Raw genomic sequence first — 15907 nt, 5'->3', positions numbered from 1 at the left:
CTGGGATTGGTAAGATGTGCAAAACTCACTCTGTAAACCTGTGTAATGATGAATGAATTATGGTTACAGCGCCTGTTGCATTTGAGGCAGCAGAGCAAACTGTTTTTAAACGCTCAGCCGCTCTGGTGGCTGCGCTTTTATCAGCGCTGCCAGCAAGATCAGCTCATGATCAATGCTGGCTATCTGGCTTATGTCACCTTGCTGTCTTTGATCCCCCTGGTGGCGGTGGGGGTGGCTATATTTACGGCGTTCCCGGGCTTTCAGGATACACGCGACGCCATAGAGCATTTCATTTTTACGAATTTTGTTCCGACTTCGACTGATACCATTAAAGCCCATATCAGTGCCTTTACCGGCAATGCCAATCAGATGACTGCGGTGGGGATTGGCTTTTTGACGGCCGTTGCCCTGTTACTGATCCGCAACGTGGACGCAGCACTCAATCGTATCTGGCGAGTGGAAAAGTCCCGACCGATGATGATTTCCTTCGCGATATACTGGATGGTACTGACACTGGGGCCGGTATTATTGGGAGCCAGCATAGGGGTGACCTCTTATATTGTGTCATTGGTGTCGTTTGCTGATCAGGGGATCCCGGGCTTTAGTGGCTTTTTATTGAAGCTTTTGCCCTATGTTATTTCCATGGCAGGCTTTTTTATGCTCTATACTTTAGTACCAAATACACGCGTGTCTTATCAGGCAGCGATACCCGGGGCATTTTTTGCGGCTTTATTGTTTGAACTGACTAAAAAAGGCTTTGCCCTGTATATCAGCCATTTCCCCTCGTATGAGGTGATCTACGGTGCCCTGGCGACAGTGCCCATCCTGTTTGTTTGGGTGTACTTGTCCTGGATGGTGGTGCTGTTAGGGGCTGAATTTACTGCCTGTTTGTCCGAAAAGGAATGTGAGGAACAAGACACACCAGAATAAAGAGGTGTGCAATGACTCAATTATATCGGCTGGAGTCTCCGCGACGTAGTTTTCATCTGGCGGTGTCCGATGGGCACCAGCTACATGTTGAAGAATTTGGGTTGGAGAGCGGGTTGCCTGTGGTGATCTGCCATGGCGGCCCGGGTAGTGGCTTGTGTCGTAGCTCGGCCAGTTATTTTAACCCACAACGCTATCGGATCATTTTATTTAGCCAGCGCGGATGCGGCCAGTCTTCGCCTCAGCAACTCATCCACAACACCACAGAGCACTTACTGCAGGACATAGATTGTCTGCTGACTTATTTAGGGATCGGTCAGTGTGTGCTGGCGGGTGGCTCCTGGGGTGCCACATTAGCGCTGTTGTTCGCGCAGCGCTTCCCGGAGCGCGTGCAGGGCTTGGTTCTCTGGGCGACCTTTCTGGGGTGTCAGAGCGATTTACAGTGGCTGTATGGTGTGAGCGGTGTAGGCGCGCAGTTTTACCCGGAGCGTTATCAAATTTTTAGCCAAGGGGAAGGGGATTATAAGGCGGTGCTGGCGCGTTATAGCCAGTTGTTGCACTGTAACGATGAAGTCGCCGTCAGGCGGGCTGCGCAGCAATGGCATGACTGGGACCGTCAGTTGAGCATTGGCAGCCAGGCATTGCGTTATCAGCTGGACCATGAACAGGCGGTTGTCCAGCAGGCTCGGATCATGGTGCACTATTTCCACTCACGCTGTTTTATCGAGGAGCAGCAGATCTTTGCATATGCTGACAAACTCAAGCGTCTGCCTGTCTGGATGATCCATAGTCGTCACGACTACGTCTGTCGTTTTGCGATGGCGCAGGCACTTGCGGAACAACTGAATGCACGGTTATTGATCCTCGAAGAAGTTGGGCACTGCGTCACAAATGCAGTATATTCCGAAGCCATACGTCGCGCCGCTGATCTGCTGCTGTGCAAGCTGGCACATTAGGGGCTTTATCAATCATTTCCGCAAACCATTGAGGTAACAGTGCAGGGATTAATTCAAAGAGTCAGTCAGGCCAGTGTGGTGGTCGAAGGTGAGTGTGTTGGTCAAATTGGTCAGGGGATCCTGGTGTTACTCGGCGTGGAAAAGGCCGACGATCAAAAAAGCGCTGATAGCTTGCTACATAAAATCAGTAACTATCGTATTTTTACCGATGCACAGGGCAAAATGAATCTGAGTCTGAGAGACATAGAAGGAGAGTTGCTGGTGGTATCTCAATTTACGTTGGCAGCGGATACCAAAAAAGGCATGCGCCCGAGCTTTTCCTCTGCAGCGACGCCGACCCAGGCTGAGGCGCTTTACGAATATTTTGTGGCTCAAGCAAAGGCATCTGGGTTGCGTGTTGCGACCGGCCGCTTTGCCGCAGATATGCAGGTCAGTCTTTGCAACGATGGTCCTGTGACTTTTAATTTATCAGTGTAAACAGGTCTGCGCTTAGCGCGTCAGAGAAATAATGTGATTGGCGTAGTCGGGCACTTTGTGTACGAAGGGTTTTTTACCAAAGTTAGTAATAAGAAGATGTTCGAGCTGTTTTAGCTGTGAATCGTGCTCTGCAAGAAAATTTATATACAAGCGTCCCCCCTCGTTGAGAGTGGCACGAATTTGTGTGTAAAACTTGTGTTCGTACAAAAACCGGGGGGCGTCAAGCTGACTGAACAAATCCAGGATGATCCAGTCATAATGGCCGTTGTTTTCTAGTGCCTGATAGGCATCGCTGCAACTGACATTGGAGATGGGATCGCCACCAAAATAGCGCTTATAACAATGAATAATGTCAGGGTTATTGTCGATAGAGGTAATCTGACAATCCGGATAGCTGATGTGCAGATAATCCCGGATAGCACCTGCACCCAGCCCTAATTCTAGCACCTTGCCCGGGGCAGGGCATTTTTGCCACAGCGCTGCTAATATCTGCAAATGCGGAAAAAGCAGCCGCTCCGGATGATTGAGCTCAATCACGGATTGCAGTGTGTCGTTTATCAGTAACCAGCGTAAGGTTTTTTCCTGGCGTACCTGTATGCTGACTTTGCCATGCTTATGCCAATACAGCAGGTGCCCGAGTTGATGACTCTGGTGCACAAACTCGTTACTGATGGTGCCGGGTTCAGTTATAAAATCTTGCATAGTTACATCAGCATAGCTTGGCTTCACAGTTCTGCCACCGCGTTTCGTTGAATTTACATGACAAATTGACCAAATCTGGCCGATCATTCCCTGTTGCACTCTTTTCTTGTAAGGTAAGGTCCATAAATTAGACAAAAGTTCCCCGCTGAAACGGGGAGCAGTTTGCACGAGCCGGGCACATCATCCCGCAGCGACAGGAAAAGCACAGGAGTCACCATGTTTCAAATAACAGCGCCACAGAGCAGTGAAGATTGGCAAGCGTATTATCAACTACGATGGCAGGTTTTGCGGGCACCCTGGGATCAGCCCAGAGGCAGCGAGCAGGATGATCTGGAGCAGGAAGCGGAGCATCGTTATATCAAAAATAACGAAGGCCAGGTGCTGGGTGTGGCACGCCTGCATTTTAACAATCAGCAACAAGCGCAGGTCCGTTATATGGCCGTTGATGAAGCGCACCGTGGTCATCATCTTGGTAGCCGATTACTGCATGAGCTGGAGAAAATTGCCTGGACGCAGAAGGCGGAAGAGCTGGTACTGTTTGCCCGTGAACGTGCTTTGGCGTTTTATGAGCGCCATGGTTATCAGATGATTGAAAAAGCCCACCTGTCTTATGGTGATGTACAACATTGGAAAATGGTTAAGCAACGGCCCTCAGAGCCTGGCTGGTTCCGCCATCCACAGTGGACCCAGGTGTTACAGGATACCTGGCGAGAGTCGATCCCTATCAGTGATGCGATGGGGATCAAGGTTGAAAGTTACACCGACTGGCAGTTTTCAACCCGCGCAGATCTGAAAGCGAATCTGAACCTACATAATTCGATGTTTGCCGGATCGGTTTACAGTATGGCCACTTTAACCGGGTGGGGCGCGACGTATCTGGCGCTCAAAGAGCTCGAGTTGGAGGGCAATATTGTACTGGCAGACGCCAATATTCAGTATCTGAAACCCTTAACCACAGCTCCCAGTGCTACGGTCACATTGGCCGAATGCAGTGGCGAGTTGAATGCGCTCAACGAAGAGGGTAAAGCTAAGTATCGTGTGCCGGTGAACATTTACGACGGTGACGTGTTAGTTGCGAAGTTTGAAGGCCTGTTCGTGGTCATCAAATAATGCGCGGATGGCCTGCCTATGCAGGCCATCTTGGTTGTGCTTAGAGCAGATCGGTTACCGCAATACCCAAACCCAGCCGCTGAATGTGTGCGTTGTAGTCAATCAAGCTCTCGCCATAGCCATTAAAATACTGCACATAGCCTCGCACCCGTGAGGAGCCAAGCAAAGGAAACGACCAGTCGAGTTGCACCGCACCATGGTTGTCACTGTTGAAGTTGTTACGAGTCATAAAGCCAAATTCATGGTCGCCATGGCGATAAGCCCCACTGAACTCAAAATAGCCCATGTACTTGTGAATATCCGGGTTATCATCCCCTTTTGCCGCTAATGGCTCGGGCTTGTCGTCCTCTGGCAGGCGATACCAGGGTTTGAAGCTAAACACGAAACCTTCATATTCCCAGATAAAGTTTGCATAGAGGCGGTTCCAGGACCGAGAGTTAGGCTGGCTGCGGCCATTTGACTGGTGTGATGCGCCTAAAATGATGGCCATTTCATCGCCCCACAGCACATTGTCATCATCCAGGAAGTTAACCCAGAAGATTTCCGGTTCGTAATTGGTTTCACGGAACGGAGAGGAGATATCTTTGTTATATAGCTGCCAGTAAGATTGCAATGTGACCCCGACATAGACCGCCTGATCTTTGTCTTTAAAGTGGCGGTAAAGAGGCACTTTCATCGATATTTGATATTTGACTTCCATGTGGTCGAGTGGCTCCCCTTCTTCTTCCTGAATGGCCTTTAAGCCATCAAAGGGGCGAGAGTTGGGGTTTTTGACATAGGTCACTGGCAGAATATAGTTGCGATTGTGCGGTGTCAGCACATTGCGGTTGTTTTCCGTGACCATTTCCCGTGCCATGCGGCGATCCAGTTTGCTGAGGCGTGTCTCTTGCAGCTTCTGACAGTAGAGTTTGAGCTGCTCAATCGTTTGTTGTTGATCACCCGCAATGATCTCATTCAGTACACATTGCTTTATCAACTCCAGGTCGTCCTGCGCGTTTTGTTCATTGGCGAGCAGGGTAGAGGGGGCTAGTATAGATAAAAAAGCGAGTATCCTGAGTTTCATAGGCAGTGCAGTCCTTAGTCAAAAGCAAATTATCATCATAGTATCATGGCAAAGAAAAAACTAAGAAGGGCAAAATTGTCAGCAATATATTTAGTCAAGTGGTGTTTGGTTGATTTTTGTTCATCTTGGCGCTAGGTTAATTAAGCACATTGCATAAAAGGAGATTGAAATGAAAATATCACTGAACAAAAAAAGTATTAAACAACTGAGTAATAACCAACAACTGGGCCTGGCTCAGACACCGCATGTAGCCGGTGGTGCATCGGGCCATCCGGCTTGTGAATCACTAGGTTGTGATACCGCGGTGTTCCTTGGGTGTCCGACTGGTGGAGATTGTTATTCTGGCCGCTTTGAGATCTGCATGCCAGATTAATACCAATTTCATTTAATACGTCTTCAATTTGACGGAGCAAATATGGCGCTATCTGTGTTAAAAATTTCTCATTTAGAATCTTTACCTAAGGTATAAGTTCGCTAATTTTTGCCTCGCCTATAGGGACGAAGGTGCCTCAGCGATAGCAGGACGCGGGAGCGGCGTTATTGACTATATTTTCTCGCCTCAAAATGGGACAGTTAATTAAGCAAATTGGGATAAAAAGGCCGGCGGCAACTTAGGTTGCCGCCCCACCTTAGCAAGTGAGGATTTGCTCACCTACTCTCACGCAATCGTTACTTCATTCTGTCGTCATCCAACCTGGATCCCGACCAATTCGTATGAATCCACTATAGTTCATAGTAATTTGTGAAAAATTTATATAATTCAGTACCCTGGTTGACACTGGCTGAGGCAAAATGCAGTATCGCAATGGCATCCTGTGTCAAGGTGAGGCTATGCAGAGGCGTTTCCGATAAATACTGCTCCATGCGCAAAATTCGCGCAATGCATTCCCCTGCTTTGATGTGTTCACCGAGCTGTGCTTTATACTCCACCATGCCACCCATGGGCGCATAGAAGGTCAGGTAATCTTTCAGTGCACAGGCGTAGCGTTTGATGTTCTTTGGTTGATGGTTGCCATCTGTTATCACTTCTTTGTGTGTCAGGTAGCTGAGGATGCTGTTGGCATCATGCACGGCTTCATCCAGATCAATTTTTTCCTGTGAACCTAATTCGACCGTGAAGGCTTCAACGGGCACGGCTAAGTCTCGGCCTTGTGCCTTTAAGGCTGTGCTGAGTTGCCACCAAGGGCAGAAACTGGCTTCATCCATCGCACCGTCAAATTCATTGGGGATCAGCAGCACATGAGGAATGTCAAAATAGCGCGCGCTGTCTGTGGCGTATTCTGGGCAATATAAGTGTTTCGCCGAGATAGGGCCAGTATGCAGGTCCAGTACAATATCAGCCTGATGCGCCAGCTTTTGCAGTGTGAGTGCAATGCGCTTGCCAGTTGTTAGTGTATGTGCCGGCGCATCAAGCAACGCATCGGTTGCCTGACACAGCTGTTCGCGGAAGGCCGCGATAAGTGCCGCATCGGAAGCTTCACCGTGCTCAGCAAGGCAGCGCTGTACCTGATCACTGTGGTCATGGTACATGCGATTCCAGTTCATGCCGGTAATGGGATCAAATCGTCCCAGCGTAAACTCCCCCGATTTTTGATTACAGCCGATCGGGTTGGCATAGGGCACCAGAGTGACGTCACCCGCCAGAGTGAGGTGTTTTAATTGTTCAAGCAGTGCATAAATCACTGCATTGCCTTGTACCTCCGCGCCGTGCATATTGGCCTGAATGTAGACGCTCGGGCCTGTGCCATTACCTTGCAAACGGTAGACCGGGATAGTCAAAGGCAGGCCATTGGCGATTTCACCAACCTGAATATGTTGCTGTGTGATAGTGTTCATAGTTACCTCAGATAATAGTCGGCGGTTTCGCTGTGACGAATACAGGACAATTGACCCTGAGTGAAAACGTACTCTGCGGGCAGCTCATGACACAGAAAGTACGGCATACTTTCTGTGAAGCCATAGGCACCACACTGGTCAAATACCAGCCAGTCGCCATAGTCGAGATCGTCAGGCAAGCTATGCGAACCAAGGTGATCTAGGGCTGTACATAATGGGCCATGTAAATGATATTGGCGCTGAGCAGTGTCAGATGCACGCAGTGCCTGCACCGGAAAAGCCTGACTGGTCACGGCCGGTCGCAATAGGTGGTTGATGCCACCTGCAAGGATGAGTTGATGTTCGTCGTAATTGCATTTTTGTTCCACCACCGGGTTAAGGTAGTAGCCACACTGCGCCACGGCGTAGCGACCCAGCTCCATCCATAATTCCTGCACGCCCGCTTCGGCTTTAATTTTGGCCAGACTAGCGATGACTTGATCCCAATCGAGTGCCTGCTGGCCTGACTCGTAAGGCACCCCTAATCCGCCACCCAGATCTAAGATCCTCAGGGTCATACCCAGCTGCTGGCTCAGCTCAGTCAGTGGGGGCACCATTTGTTGCCACAGGCTGGCCAGCTTGGTGGCGTCGAGCATGTTACCCCATTGAAAAATATGCAGACCTGCAAAATCCAGTGCAGGGTAGTCGCGTAAAGTCAGTTGCTGCCATTGGTCACAGCCGAGCCCAAATGGGGTCAGGCTGTCGCCGCCAAGTGGATTTTTGTCTCCTGCCGGCCAGCGCAGCTGCACGCGAAGTAGCACAGTTAGCGTCAGCTGATGCTGCTGTGCTGCGTTGTTCAGCCAGCGCACTTGATTCAGGCTTTCAGCAACAAAGGTGGTGACACCAGCATCGAGAAAATGCTGGATCTGGGCCGGGGACTTGGCCGGCCCGGTGTTGAGTACGCGTTCGGCCGCAATGTCCTGGGCCAATACCTGTGTGAGCTCTCCCCGGCTGGCAACGTCAAAGTTGAAGCCGGCTGTGTCCAGTGTTTTGAGGACACTGGATAACGGATTGGCTTTAACGGCATACCAGAGCTTGACCACGTTTTGGGTGGTCAGGTGATTAACATGTGCGCTCAGTGCATCCAGGTCGTAGACGAAAAATGGGATGTCCAGATCAGGGCACAGTGCAGTCAGTTGCTCACGCAGTGGCGTACTCAGTGTGGTCATTAGCGTAGTACCTCTTCGAGTTCTAACGACGCATCACTCTGTTCGTCACGGTATTTCACAATTAGTGCACAGGACATGCTCAGCCCCTGTGCTTTGGCCCAGTCACTGGATGCTGGACGCGACCCCGGAATCACAATGGCAAAAGGCGGAATGGCTTCCCCTTTTTCCAGGGTACGCTCATTCACACAGTCATACACTGGAATGCTGGCAGACAGGCGAACACCCGGTGCCAGCACTGCACCGCGTTTTACGACTACGCCTTCAACCAGTACACAGCCCGCACCAATGAACGCATCGTCTTCAACAACGACCGGGCTGGCACCGACTGGCTCTAATACGCCGCCAATCTGAACAGCAGCACTTAAATGCACATTTTTACCAATCTGGGCGCAAGAACCAACCAGTGCATGGCTGTCGACCATAGTACCGGTATCGATATATGCGCCAATGTTGACATAGGCTGGTGGCATAATGATAGTGCCAGAAGCAACATAAGCACCACGACGTACGCTGCTGCCTCCGGGCACCATACGGACGGCATCTTCGGCGGCAAAACCACGGGGAGCCAGATTGTCTTTGTCTACAAAACCACCCGGGTATTCGGTATTTTGACCCGCACGGAAAGCCGCCAGAATACCTTCTTTGACTTCGACATTGGCGTGCCAGTTGCCGTGTTCGTCTTGGTTTGCAGCACGTTGTGAACCATTTTCTAAATTATCTAATAGTGTTGACCAGGTCATAGGGAGCCTCTTAATTCCAGGATAAAATCTGTTCGTTCGCAGCATTCAGTGCCGCATGATTGGTTAATTCCAGATGTGTGAGCGGTGGCCTCAGATGGGGCGTCGTCAGCGTGCCCTGTAAATGCATCAGTGTCTTTACCGGGATAGGGTTGGCAACGGCAAACAGGCTGCTGATGGCATCGGCCCAGGTGGTGAATAGGTTAGGGCTGGTGCCACTGAGCGCACGGCGGACAAATTCGGCAGTTTGGCTGGGCCAGGCATTCGATGCCACAGACACCAATCCGGCCGCGCCTGCCTGTGCAAAGTAAGGCAGCAATGCATCATCACCACTGTATATCGCCAGGCTGGGTAAGGCACGACGAAACGCTTCAAACGTGGCTATATCACCACTGGCTTCTTTGAGCGCCCACAGGTTGTCATGATGTGCCAGGTTCGTCAGCACTTCAGGTGCAATGGCAACGGCGCTACGTCCTGGTACGTTGTAGATCATGCAGGGGACGTTTGCTGCACTGAGTAGCGTATCAAACCAATGGGTCTGACCAACAACACCGGGTTTGGCGTATAATGGGGAGCCGAGCAACAGCGCATCGATTTGTTGGGTATTACAGAACTCGACCCACTCCAGCTGAGCAGCCAGATTGATGCCGCCGACGGCAACCATAATAGGTACCTGAGGCGCAAGCGCACAGACAAACTCAACGATTTTTTTCTGCTCGGGCAGAGTCAGGGCGAGGCCTTCTCCGGTACTGCCAAGCAGTAAAATACCATTGTTGGCCTCAACTTGTTGAGCAACGAGTTGCTGTAAACTGTGATAATCGACCTGATCGCACGCATCAAAAGGCGTGACAAGGGCCGTCCATAACGGGTAGTCAGATAACTGATCAGATAACTGAATGTGTGATTTCATCTCTACCGAACTTCTTGCTGGTTCGGTAGTCAGGAAAGTGTCCTACTCCGAACCGTTTAAAATTCGAAGAGCAATGGACTTAAAAAGAATAGGCTGCTGGCCATATTGTTTCTAAGACCAGAAGCTCTCCACCAAATGTGTTGGTGACAGTCGCTGGGATTCAACCCAGTCGCCCGAAGCAGTACGCAAGCAAAGCGCAGTGCTTCTCGGCGTTAATTCCCCTCTTTGAGTTTCGCAGGAGTTTGCTCTCCTCCACTCAAATACCTGAATAACGCACCTCTTCCAGCCCTAAGACGTCCACACTTTTTAGATGCATGGCCGTCTGGATAAAATAGGGTACGGGCGCATTGAAACATTTTGGCCGTCTGGGTGTCAAGTCACTCTCAGCAAAAGTTTGAAATTTAATCTAAACTGGGAAAGAGTCTGGCGCCTGGATGATCCGGCTGGTTTTTGGGAGGGATAATTTGGACAATCTGGTTACACGCTATCGTCTGAAGTACCTGGTTGCGCTGGTGATCATGTTGCTGGTGTTGACGATGACGACGGGCCTGACCTTGTATCTGCTGGAGCAGCAAAAGCAGGTTGCCAGAGTGATCAATGTTGCAGGTATGCAGCGCATGTTGTCGCAAAAGGCCGCATTGCACCTGGAGTATGTCATCATCATGCGCGAACACAATGTGACGGCAGATCGTCAGGCACTGAACAATGCGCTGCAGCTTATGCAAGCGAACCATGATTTTTTGCTCCTGCGCGATGGCGAGCAATACAAGCACCTGAATGCAGAGCTTTATCAATGGTATTTCGCGCAGCCGGGTGATTTGGACAAGCAACTAAGACAATATGTGGCGTTGTTGTCCGGGGTTGCTAATCAGCCTAATTTGGATCAGATCCAGGAGATCCATACCCGCTCTCAACTGTTGTTGCAGGACTTAGATCATGCGGTGTTGTTGTTTGAGCAGTTCACCAATGAAAAGCTTGAGAAACTGAGAAACCTGCAGCTGCTAATGTGGTTACTGGGGTTGGCTTTGCTGCTCGCTGAGATTAAGTGGATATTCTTCCCCATGGAACGCAGTATCACAAGCGCGATAGACCGCTTGCAGCAAACACGTCTCAAAGCAGAACATGCTAATCAAAGTCGCGCCATGTTTCTGGCCCGTGCCAGTCATGAATTGCGGACCCCCTTGCAGGCCGTGCTGGGGTATCTGCATTTGTATCAGGAATCACAGCGTGACAGCTACCTTGCCCAAGCGAATAAAGCGGCCCAGCAACTGAAGGCGCTGATCGCGTCTGTGGAGGACTACAATCGCTTGTCTGACGAACAGCAACCAGAGTTAAATTGTCACCCGGCCAGGCTGACCGATACCCTGAGTCAGCCTGTTGCTACTTATCGTCTGTTGGCCAGAGAGAAAGGCCTGGATTTTAGCTATCACTTTAGTAGCCATACCGAAAAAATATTTGCCTGTGATCATGAACGCCTGAGCTGGGTCATTGGTCAGCTACTCGACAATGCTGTTAAATTCACCGAGCAGGGCACGGTGAGGCTGTCCGCCCGCGTGGAGCCAGTCAATCCGGAAGAAGATGAGTTGAACTGGCGTTTTTACTGTGAAGTAGAAGACAGTGGCCCCGGATTTAACGTGGCGCAGATCAAATCGTCTGCATCGGGGACTAGCCCGGACGGGCACCATTATCAGGGGCTGCAACTGGGGTTAGCTCGTTGTAACTTGTTGCTGGCGATTATGTCTGGTGAGTTGACTTTTTTACCCTGTGAACCGCATGGCACAAAAGCATCGCTGAGCTTGCCGCTGAAGCGACTCCCGGAGCCGGAGCCGGTAAGCGGACTGGCCCGCCATAAAGTGTTGTTGGTAGAAGACAATCAATTGAATGCCAAAATTATTGAAAAAATGTTGGATAACATGGAGCTAACCAGTATTCATGCGAGCCATGGTGGACAGGCCATAGAGGTACTGGCACACCAGTCTTTTGATGTGATCCTGATGGATCTGAATATGCCGATTATGGATGGTTTTAAAGCCATTAAAGAGATCCGTCAGACGCTGATGTTGTCGACGCCAATTTTGGTACTGACTGCGAATACCTCAGAGCAGGCCATTAAATCGGCCGTGCAGCTTGGCGCGACCGATTATTTGTTTAAGCCTGTTGAAAAAGGGGCGCTGGAGCGCGCCCTGCACAAAATTCTGACCCTTAGCGACGCAACTTAATGTTGCCAACACCGACTTCGATGTCCAGGCTATGCTCACCCTGGCCATGATAGCGTAAGGTTTCACCGACCATGTTGCGTTCCGTTTCTGCGTTACCCGGCAAGTCGGATAGCTTGGTTTTGCCGACTCCGGAATCGAATCGCACACGTCGGAAGTCTTTGGCGTCTGTTTCTATCGTGACATTGCCGACTCCCACTTCGACATCGGCATCATTGTTTAATCCGAGTAGTTTGACATTGCCGACATCCACTTCGACATCCAGCTCCATCGACTCAGGGACTTTTACTGTCCAGTGTTGTTTTACATATTTACTGTTGAGGTGCAGGCTAAGCTCGTTGCCTGCCCGGTGGCTTGCCAGCTGCACGTCTTCCAGTGCATCCGTCACTTTATCTATGTCATGCTCGACGGGTTCGAGTTCAATGGTGACCTCGATGGTTTTGCCTGAATGCGTGTGTGTTTCTAATTTACCAATCGGAAACTGGATCTCGAGCTCTGTGCTGTCGGCCAGTTCAAAGGAGTGTGTTAATGTGCGTGACTCTTTAGCCTGAGCGGTGGCACTTAGCACCAACAGTGCCGCAGTTATCAGTTTTTTTCTCATCCTGTTGTTCTTCCATTCTGTCGTATTGATATCTGTATGACGCGGGCTAAAACACAAAGGTTTAAAAGCGACGTAAAAAAGTCGCTTTTAAGTGCATCACTTGACCCGTTGAACGGTGAACCCTCGTGCAGCTAGCTGAGTAAGCAGTCCATGCTGCTGGGGTAAATGTAGCGCACCCACGGCGATAAAATGCGCTGATTTGGCCAACCTGGGTGTCAATGTCGCTACCCAGTTGTTATTACGCTGAATGAGCATGACTTGCTCGGCATGCTGACCATACTCGGAGTCATCAAAACTCAGTTTATAAAAGGTATTTAGTTTCTGATAATTGCCTTGTTTCCAGGCTGTTATCATTTGGGTGAAGTATTGCTCAAAGTCCTCAACTTGCTTCAGTGTATCGGCTATCATGGCGTCGTTTTGAGCGCCCAAAGTACTGAATAAGCCCAGTTGTTGCTCCAGGCTTTCCAATTCCATAATGGGCTTTTTGATGTGGGTGGCATACTCGATTATTTGCTTATCAATGCCATAATCTTCACTGAATCCCGCTTGTTGATATTCCAGTTGCAGAATGGTGAGCATAACGGACCAGGGCTGATAGCTTTCAAACAGCGCGATATCGATTTTGCGCTTAGAGAGGTAATCTTTCACTTGTTTATAGGTCACCGGAGACAGGCTGGTTTTCAGTGTACTCCCCGGTTTTTGCTGCATAAAAGGCAAGGTTTTGCGTTGTAGCTCCAGGGGGCTAATGGCTTCGGTATTGAGTTCGACGACCACTGTCTGGCTGCTTTTTATGGCGGCTTTTATACGCGGATCCAGGCCGTGCATTGCGCTATCTCCAACGTGCACAGTACCAAACAGATAAGACGTGATACCGTTTTTTTCTACACTCCATAGTGCAGGCTGCGCGATAGCAACCTGACTGAGGAGCAACAAAAAGAGTGCACAGACAAACTGTGTCAGGCGAATAAAGTGAGGCATGGTTCCCTCCAAATGTTCAAAACTGGGCACATCATAATCAATTCCCGGAGTAAATCATAAAAATTTAATGTTGTGATGAGCAAGAATGAATCGTGTGGGAAAAAACGTTCACTTTAGTTTATTCCAGATAGGGAGTTAGATTTTGGTATTGTTTATCCTTTTTTTGATGTTATTTTGAATTTTATTTTGTTTTTGCGTGATTTGCTTAAGGAAATGAGCATAATTTTTAGGGTTGACTTGTCGGGGGCCTACGGGTTACTAATAGAAAAAGAGCACAACAGAGCGCTTAGCGCGTGTGCAAGGTATTCGTTTTTTCAGAAGAGCAGTGACATGTTAAAAACAGTTTCTCTACTAGTCGTGATTATCAACGTGGTGATTATTATTACCGCGGGGGCTGGTTAGTGCTGTTCGAAAAGTATTAGCAAAAAGCCCCCCGCACTGAAAAGTTCGGGGGGCTTTTTCGTTTTAGGGCCAAATTCAAAGACAAAGGGCAATGGGCAAAACAATGACAGGCGCACAATTGGTAATAGACATGTTAGTAAAACAAGGGGTGAGTTCAGTATTCGGGTATCCGGGTGGTGCCATCATGCCGATTTACGATGCGTTATACGGTGCGCCACTGAAGCATTACCTGACGCGTCACGAGCAAGGTGCCGGTTTTGCTGCGGTTGGCTACGCCAGAAGCACAGGCAAGCTGGGTGTGTGTTTTGCGACCTCAGGTCCGGGCGCAACCAATCTGGTAACGGCGCTGGCTGATGCCATGATGGACTCAGTGCCCTTGCTTGCGATCACCGGACAAGTGCCTACCGCAGCGATTGGCTCAGATGCTTTTCAGGAAGTCGATGTCTTGGGCATGTCGTTGTCTTGTACCAAGCACAGCTTTATGGTCGAGCGGGGTGAAGACCTGGCTGAGGTGTTGCAGCAGGCCATGCACATTGCGCAGTCGGGCCGCCCCGGCCCAGTATTGGTTGATATCCCTAAAGACATCCAACAGGCACAGGTCCCTGTTCATGGCTGGCAGGCCGAAGCGCATCAGCCAACTCCGCTGTCGAGCTTTGAGTTGGACAAAGCCAACGAGTTGTTAGCTCAGGCGAAAAAGCCGGTTGCTTATGTGGGGGGCGGTGTTCAAAGTGCAGATGCACAAGCTGAGTTGATGGCTTTTTTGCAGCGTACGCAGATGCCTGCGGTGTCGACCTTGAAAGCATTGGGCAGTGTAAAACCTGATTATGCCTACGACCTGGGTATGTTGGGAATGCACGGTGGTCAGGCTGCCAATCTGGCAGTGCAAGAATGTGATTTGCTTGTTTGTATCGGTGCACGCTTTGACGATCGGGTAACTGGTAATCTGGCTAAGTTTGCCGCCGCGGCCAAAGTGATCCACCTGGATATTGACCCGGCAGAAGTTGGTAAGCGTAAACCTGCCGCGGCTTCACTGATCGCCGATTTGAAAGTTTCATTGCCTTTATTGCAGGGCGAATTGGCCCCGGCGCCGTGGCGTGCTCATATCAGCGCACTGGCTGAGCAGCACGCCTGGCGCTATGACTATCCCGGTGACAAAGTGTTTGCACCTTATTTGCTCAATCGCCTGAGCCGTTTGATGCCGGATACTGGGGTGGTGTGTTGCGATGTGGGTCAGCACCAGATGTGGGTGGCACAACATATGCGCTTTAGTCACCCCAGTAACCATCTGAGCAGTGGGGGAGCCGGGACTATGGGGTTCGGTTTACCGGCTGCCATTGGTGCCCAGGTTGCCCGGCCTGATGACATGGTGATCACGGTCTCTGGTGATGGCTCCATCATGATGAATATTCAGGAGCTGGCAACCATACGACGTAATAATTTACCGGTCAAAATTGTCATTCTCGATAACCAACGTCTGGGTATGGTACGCCAGTGGCAGCAGCTCTTTTTCGATGGTCGCTACAGTGAGACTAATTTGTCAGACAACCCGGATTTTGTGCAACTGGCGGCTGTGTTTGGGATCCCGGGGCAGACCATCACCCGTGCTGATGAGGTCGATGGTGCAGTTGATGCACTACTGGCTTCCACAGGACCTTATATATTGCATGCCTGCATCGATGACAAAGAAAATGTCTGGCCATTGGTACCGCCAGGCGCGGCTAATCATGAAATGCTGACGCAAACGCAGCAGCAAAACTAAACTTATTTCCTTTGACGGAGCGAAT

15 protein-coding genes and 1 riboswitch are annotated in these 15907 nt (G+C 50.1%); of the genes, 7 read left to right on the top strand and 8 right to left on the bottom strand.

The window, feature by feature from the left end:
* Positions 1 to 45 precede the first annotated feature (45 nt).
* Genes CWC22_RS18085 through dtd form a run of 3 tightly spaced genes read left to right on the top strand, consistent with a single transcriptional unit; the run spans position 46 to position 2360 of the window.
* Positions 46 to 930: a virulence factor BrkB family protein gene (locus CWC22_RS18085; protein WP_010383791.1), complete on the top strand. Its 885-nt coding sequence runs from the start codon at positions 46 to 48 to the stop codon at positions 928 to 930.
* Positions 931 to 941: 11 nt separating this feature from the next.
* Positions 942 to 1883: an alpha/beta fold hydrolase gene (locus CWC22_RS18080; RefSeq protein ID WP_138537314.1), complete on the top strand. Its 942-nt coding sequence runs from the start codon at positions 942 to 944 to the stop codon at positions 1881 to 1883.
* Between the two features lie 39 nt (positions 1884 to 1922).
* Positions 1923 to 2360 (top strand): D-aminoacyl-tRNA deacylase, encoded by a 438-nt coding sequence (dtd, locus tag CWC22_RS18075; protein WP_125558761.1) that lies wholly within the window; start codon positions 1923 to 1925, stop codon positions 2358 to 2360.
* A gap of 12 nt (positions 2361 to 2372) precedes the next feature.
* Here the strand turns inward: dtd and CWC22_RS18070 are convergent, their stop codons facing one another.
* On the bottom strand, positions 2373 to 3062 hold the full coding sequence (locus CWC22_RS18070; RefSeq protein WP_040644601.1) for a spermidine synthase: 690 nt from the start codon (positions 3060 to 3062) through the stop codon (positions 2373 to 2375).
* Positions 3063 to 3278: 216 nt separating this feature from the next.
* Here CWC22_RS18070 and CWC22_RS18065 point away from each other — a divergent pair, with 216 nt between their 5' ends.
* Complete coding sequence (locus CWC22_RS18065) at positions 3279 to 4172, top strand: bifunctional GNAT family N-acetyltransferase/hotdog fold thioesterase (RefSeq protein ID WP_138537316.1); 894 nt, start codon at positions 3279 to 3281, stop codon at positions 4170 to 4172.
* 40 nt (positions 4173 to 4212) lie between these two features.
* Here CWC22_RS18065 and CWC22_RS18060 read toward each other — a convergent pair whose 3' ends face one another.
* A complete protein-coding gene (locus tag CWC22_RS18060) occupies positions 4213 to 5235 on the bottom strand; it encodes a phospholipase A (protein ID WP_138537318.1) in 1023 nt (340 codons plus the stop codon).
* A 169-nt stretch (positions 5236 to 5404) separates the two neighbouring features.
* Between CWC22_RS18060 and CWC22_RS18055 the strand changes: the two genes are divergently transcribed.
* Entirely contained in the window at positions 5405 to 5608 is a 204-nt protein-coding gene (locus tag CWC22_RS18055) for a hypothetical protein (protein WP_138537320.1), read from the top strand.
* Positions 5609 to 5958: 350 nt separating this feature from the next.
* On the opposite strand, the gene CWC22_RS18050 is transcribed toward CWC22_RS18055, so the two are convergent.
* From CWC22_RS18050 to dapA, 4 genes are read right to left on the bottom strand one after another with little or no spacing between them, the layout of a single operon-like run.
* Positions 5959 to 7071: a succinylglutamate desuccinylase/aspartoacylase family protein gene (locus CWC22_RS18050; protein ID WP_138537322.1), complete on the bottom strand. Its 1113-nt coding sequence runs from the start codon at positions 7069 to 7071 to the stop codon at positions 5959 to 5961.
* A 2-nt stretch (positions 7072 to 7073) separates the two neighbouring features.
* The gene (locus CWC22_RS18045; protein WP_138537324.1) at positions 7074 to 8279 is read right to left on the bottom strand and encodes a PLP-dependent decarboxylase; all 1206 of its coding nucleotides are present in this window, start codon (positions 8277 to 8279) and stop codon (positions 7074 to 7076) included.
* The gene (locus CWC22_RS18040; RefSeq protein ID WP_010383780.1) at positions 8279 to 9019 is read right to left on the bottom strand and encodes a 2,3,4,5-tetrahydropyridine-2,6-dicarboxylate N-succinyltransferase; all 741 of its coding nucleotides are present in this window, start codon (positions 9017 to 9019) and stop codon (positions 8279 to 8281) included. The genes CWC22_RS18045 and CWC22_RS18040 overlap by 1 nt, the downstream gene beginning before the upstream one ends.
* A 10-nt stretch (positions 9020 to 9029) precedes the next feature.
* Positions 9030 to 9926 carry a 4-hydroxy-tetrahydrodipicolinate synthase gene (gene dapA / locus CWC22_RS18035; RefSeq protein ID WP_138537326.1) on the bottom strand — a complete coding sequence of 299 codons (897 nt, stop codon included), beginning with the start codon at positions 9924 to 9926 and terminating at the stop codon, positions 9030 to 9032.
* A gap of 113 nt (positions 9927 to 10039) precedes the next feature.
* Positions 10040 to 10216: riboswitch (Lysine riboswitch) on the bottom strand.
* 174 nt (positions 10217 to 10390) lie between these two features.
* Between dapA and CWC22_RS18030 the strand changes: the two genes are divergently transcribed.
* Positions 10391 to 12145 carry a response regulator gene (locus tag CWC22_RS18030; protein ID WP_171045017.1) on the top strand — a complete coding sequence of 585 codons (1755 nt, stop codon included), beginning with the start codon at positions 10391 to 10393 and terminating at the stop codon, positions 12143 to 12145.
* Here the strand turns inward: CWC22_RS18030 and CWC22_RS18025 are convergent.
* Together CWC22_RS18025 and CWC22_RS18020 are read right to left on the bottom strand one after the other, a co-directional pair.
* Positions 12129 to 12743, bottom strand: a complete 615-nt coding sequence (locus CWC22_RS18025; protein ID WP_125558777.1) for a hypothetical protein — start codon at positions 12741 to 12743, stop codon at positions 12129 to 12131. The genes CWC22_RS18030 and CWC22_RS18025 overlap by 17 nt on opposite strands.
* A gap of 96 nt (positions 12744 to 12839) precedes the next feature.
* The gene (locus CWC22_RS18020) at positions 12840 to 13721 is read right to left on the bottom strand and encodes a TraB/GumN family protein (protein ID WP_138537330.1); all 882 of its coding nucleotides are present in this window, start codon (positions 13719 to 13721) and stop codon (positions 12840 to 12842) included.
* 505 nt (positions 13722 to 14226) lie between these two features.
* Between CWC22_RS18020 and ilvG the strand changes: the two genes are divergently transcribed.
* The gene (gene ilvG, locus CWC22_RS18015; protein WP_138537332.1) at positions 14227 to 15882 is read left to right on the top strand and encodes an acetolactate synthase 2 catalytic subunit; all 1656 of its coding nucleotides are present in this window, start codon (positions 14227 to 14229) and stop codon (positions 15880 to 15882) included.
* The last annotated feature ends 25 nt before the right edge of the window (positions 15883 to 15907 follow it).

It is taken from the genome of Pseudoalteromonas rubra, from assembly GCF_005886805.2.
GTDB lineage: Bacteria > Pseudomonadota > Gammaproteobacteria > Enterobacterales > Alteromonadaceae > Pseudoalteromonas > Pseudoalteromonas rubra_D.
Note: the sequence above shows the minus strand (reverse complement) of the source record. Positions and strands in the feature narration are given on the sequence as shown.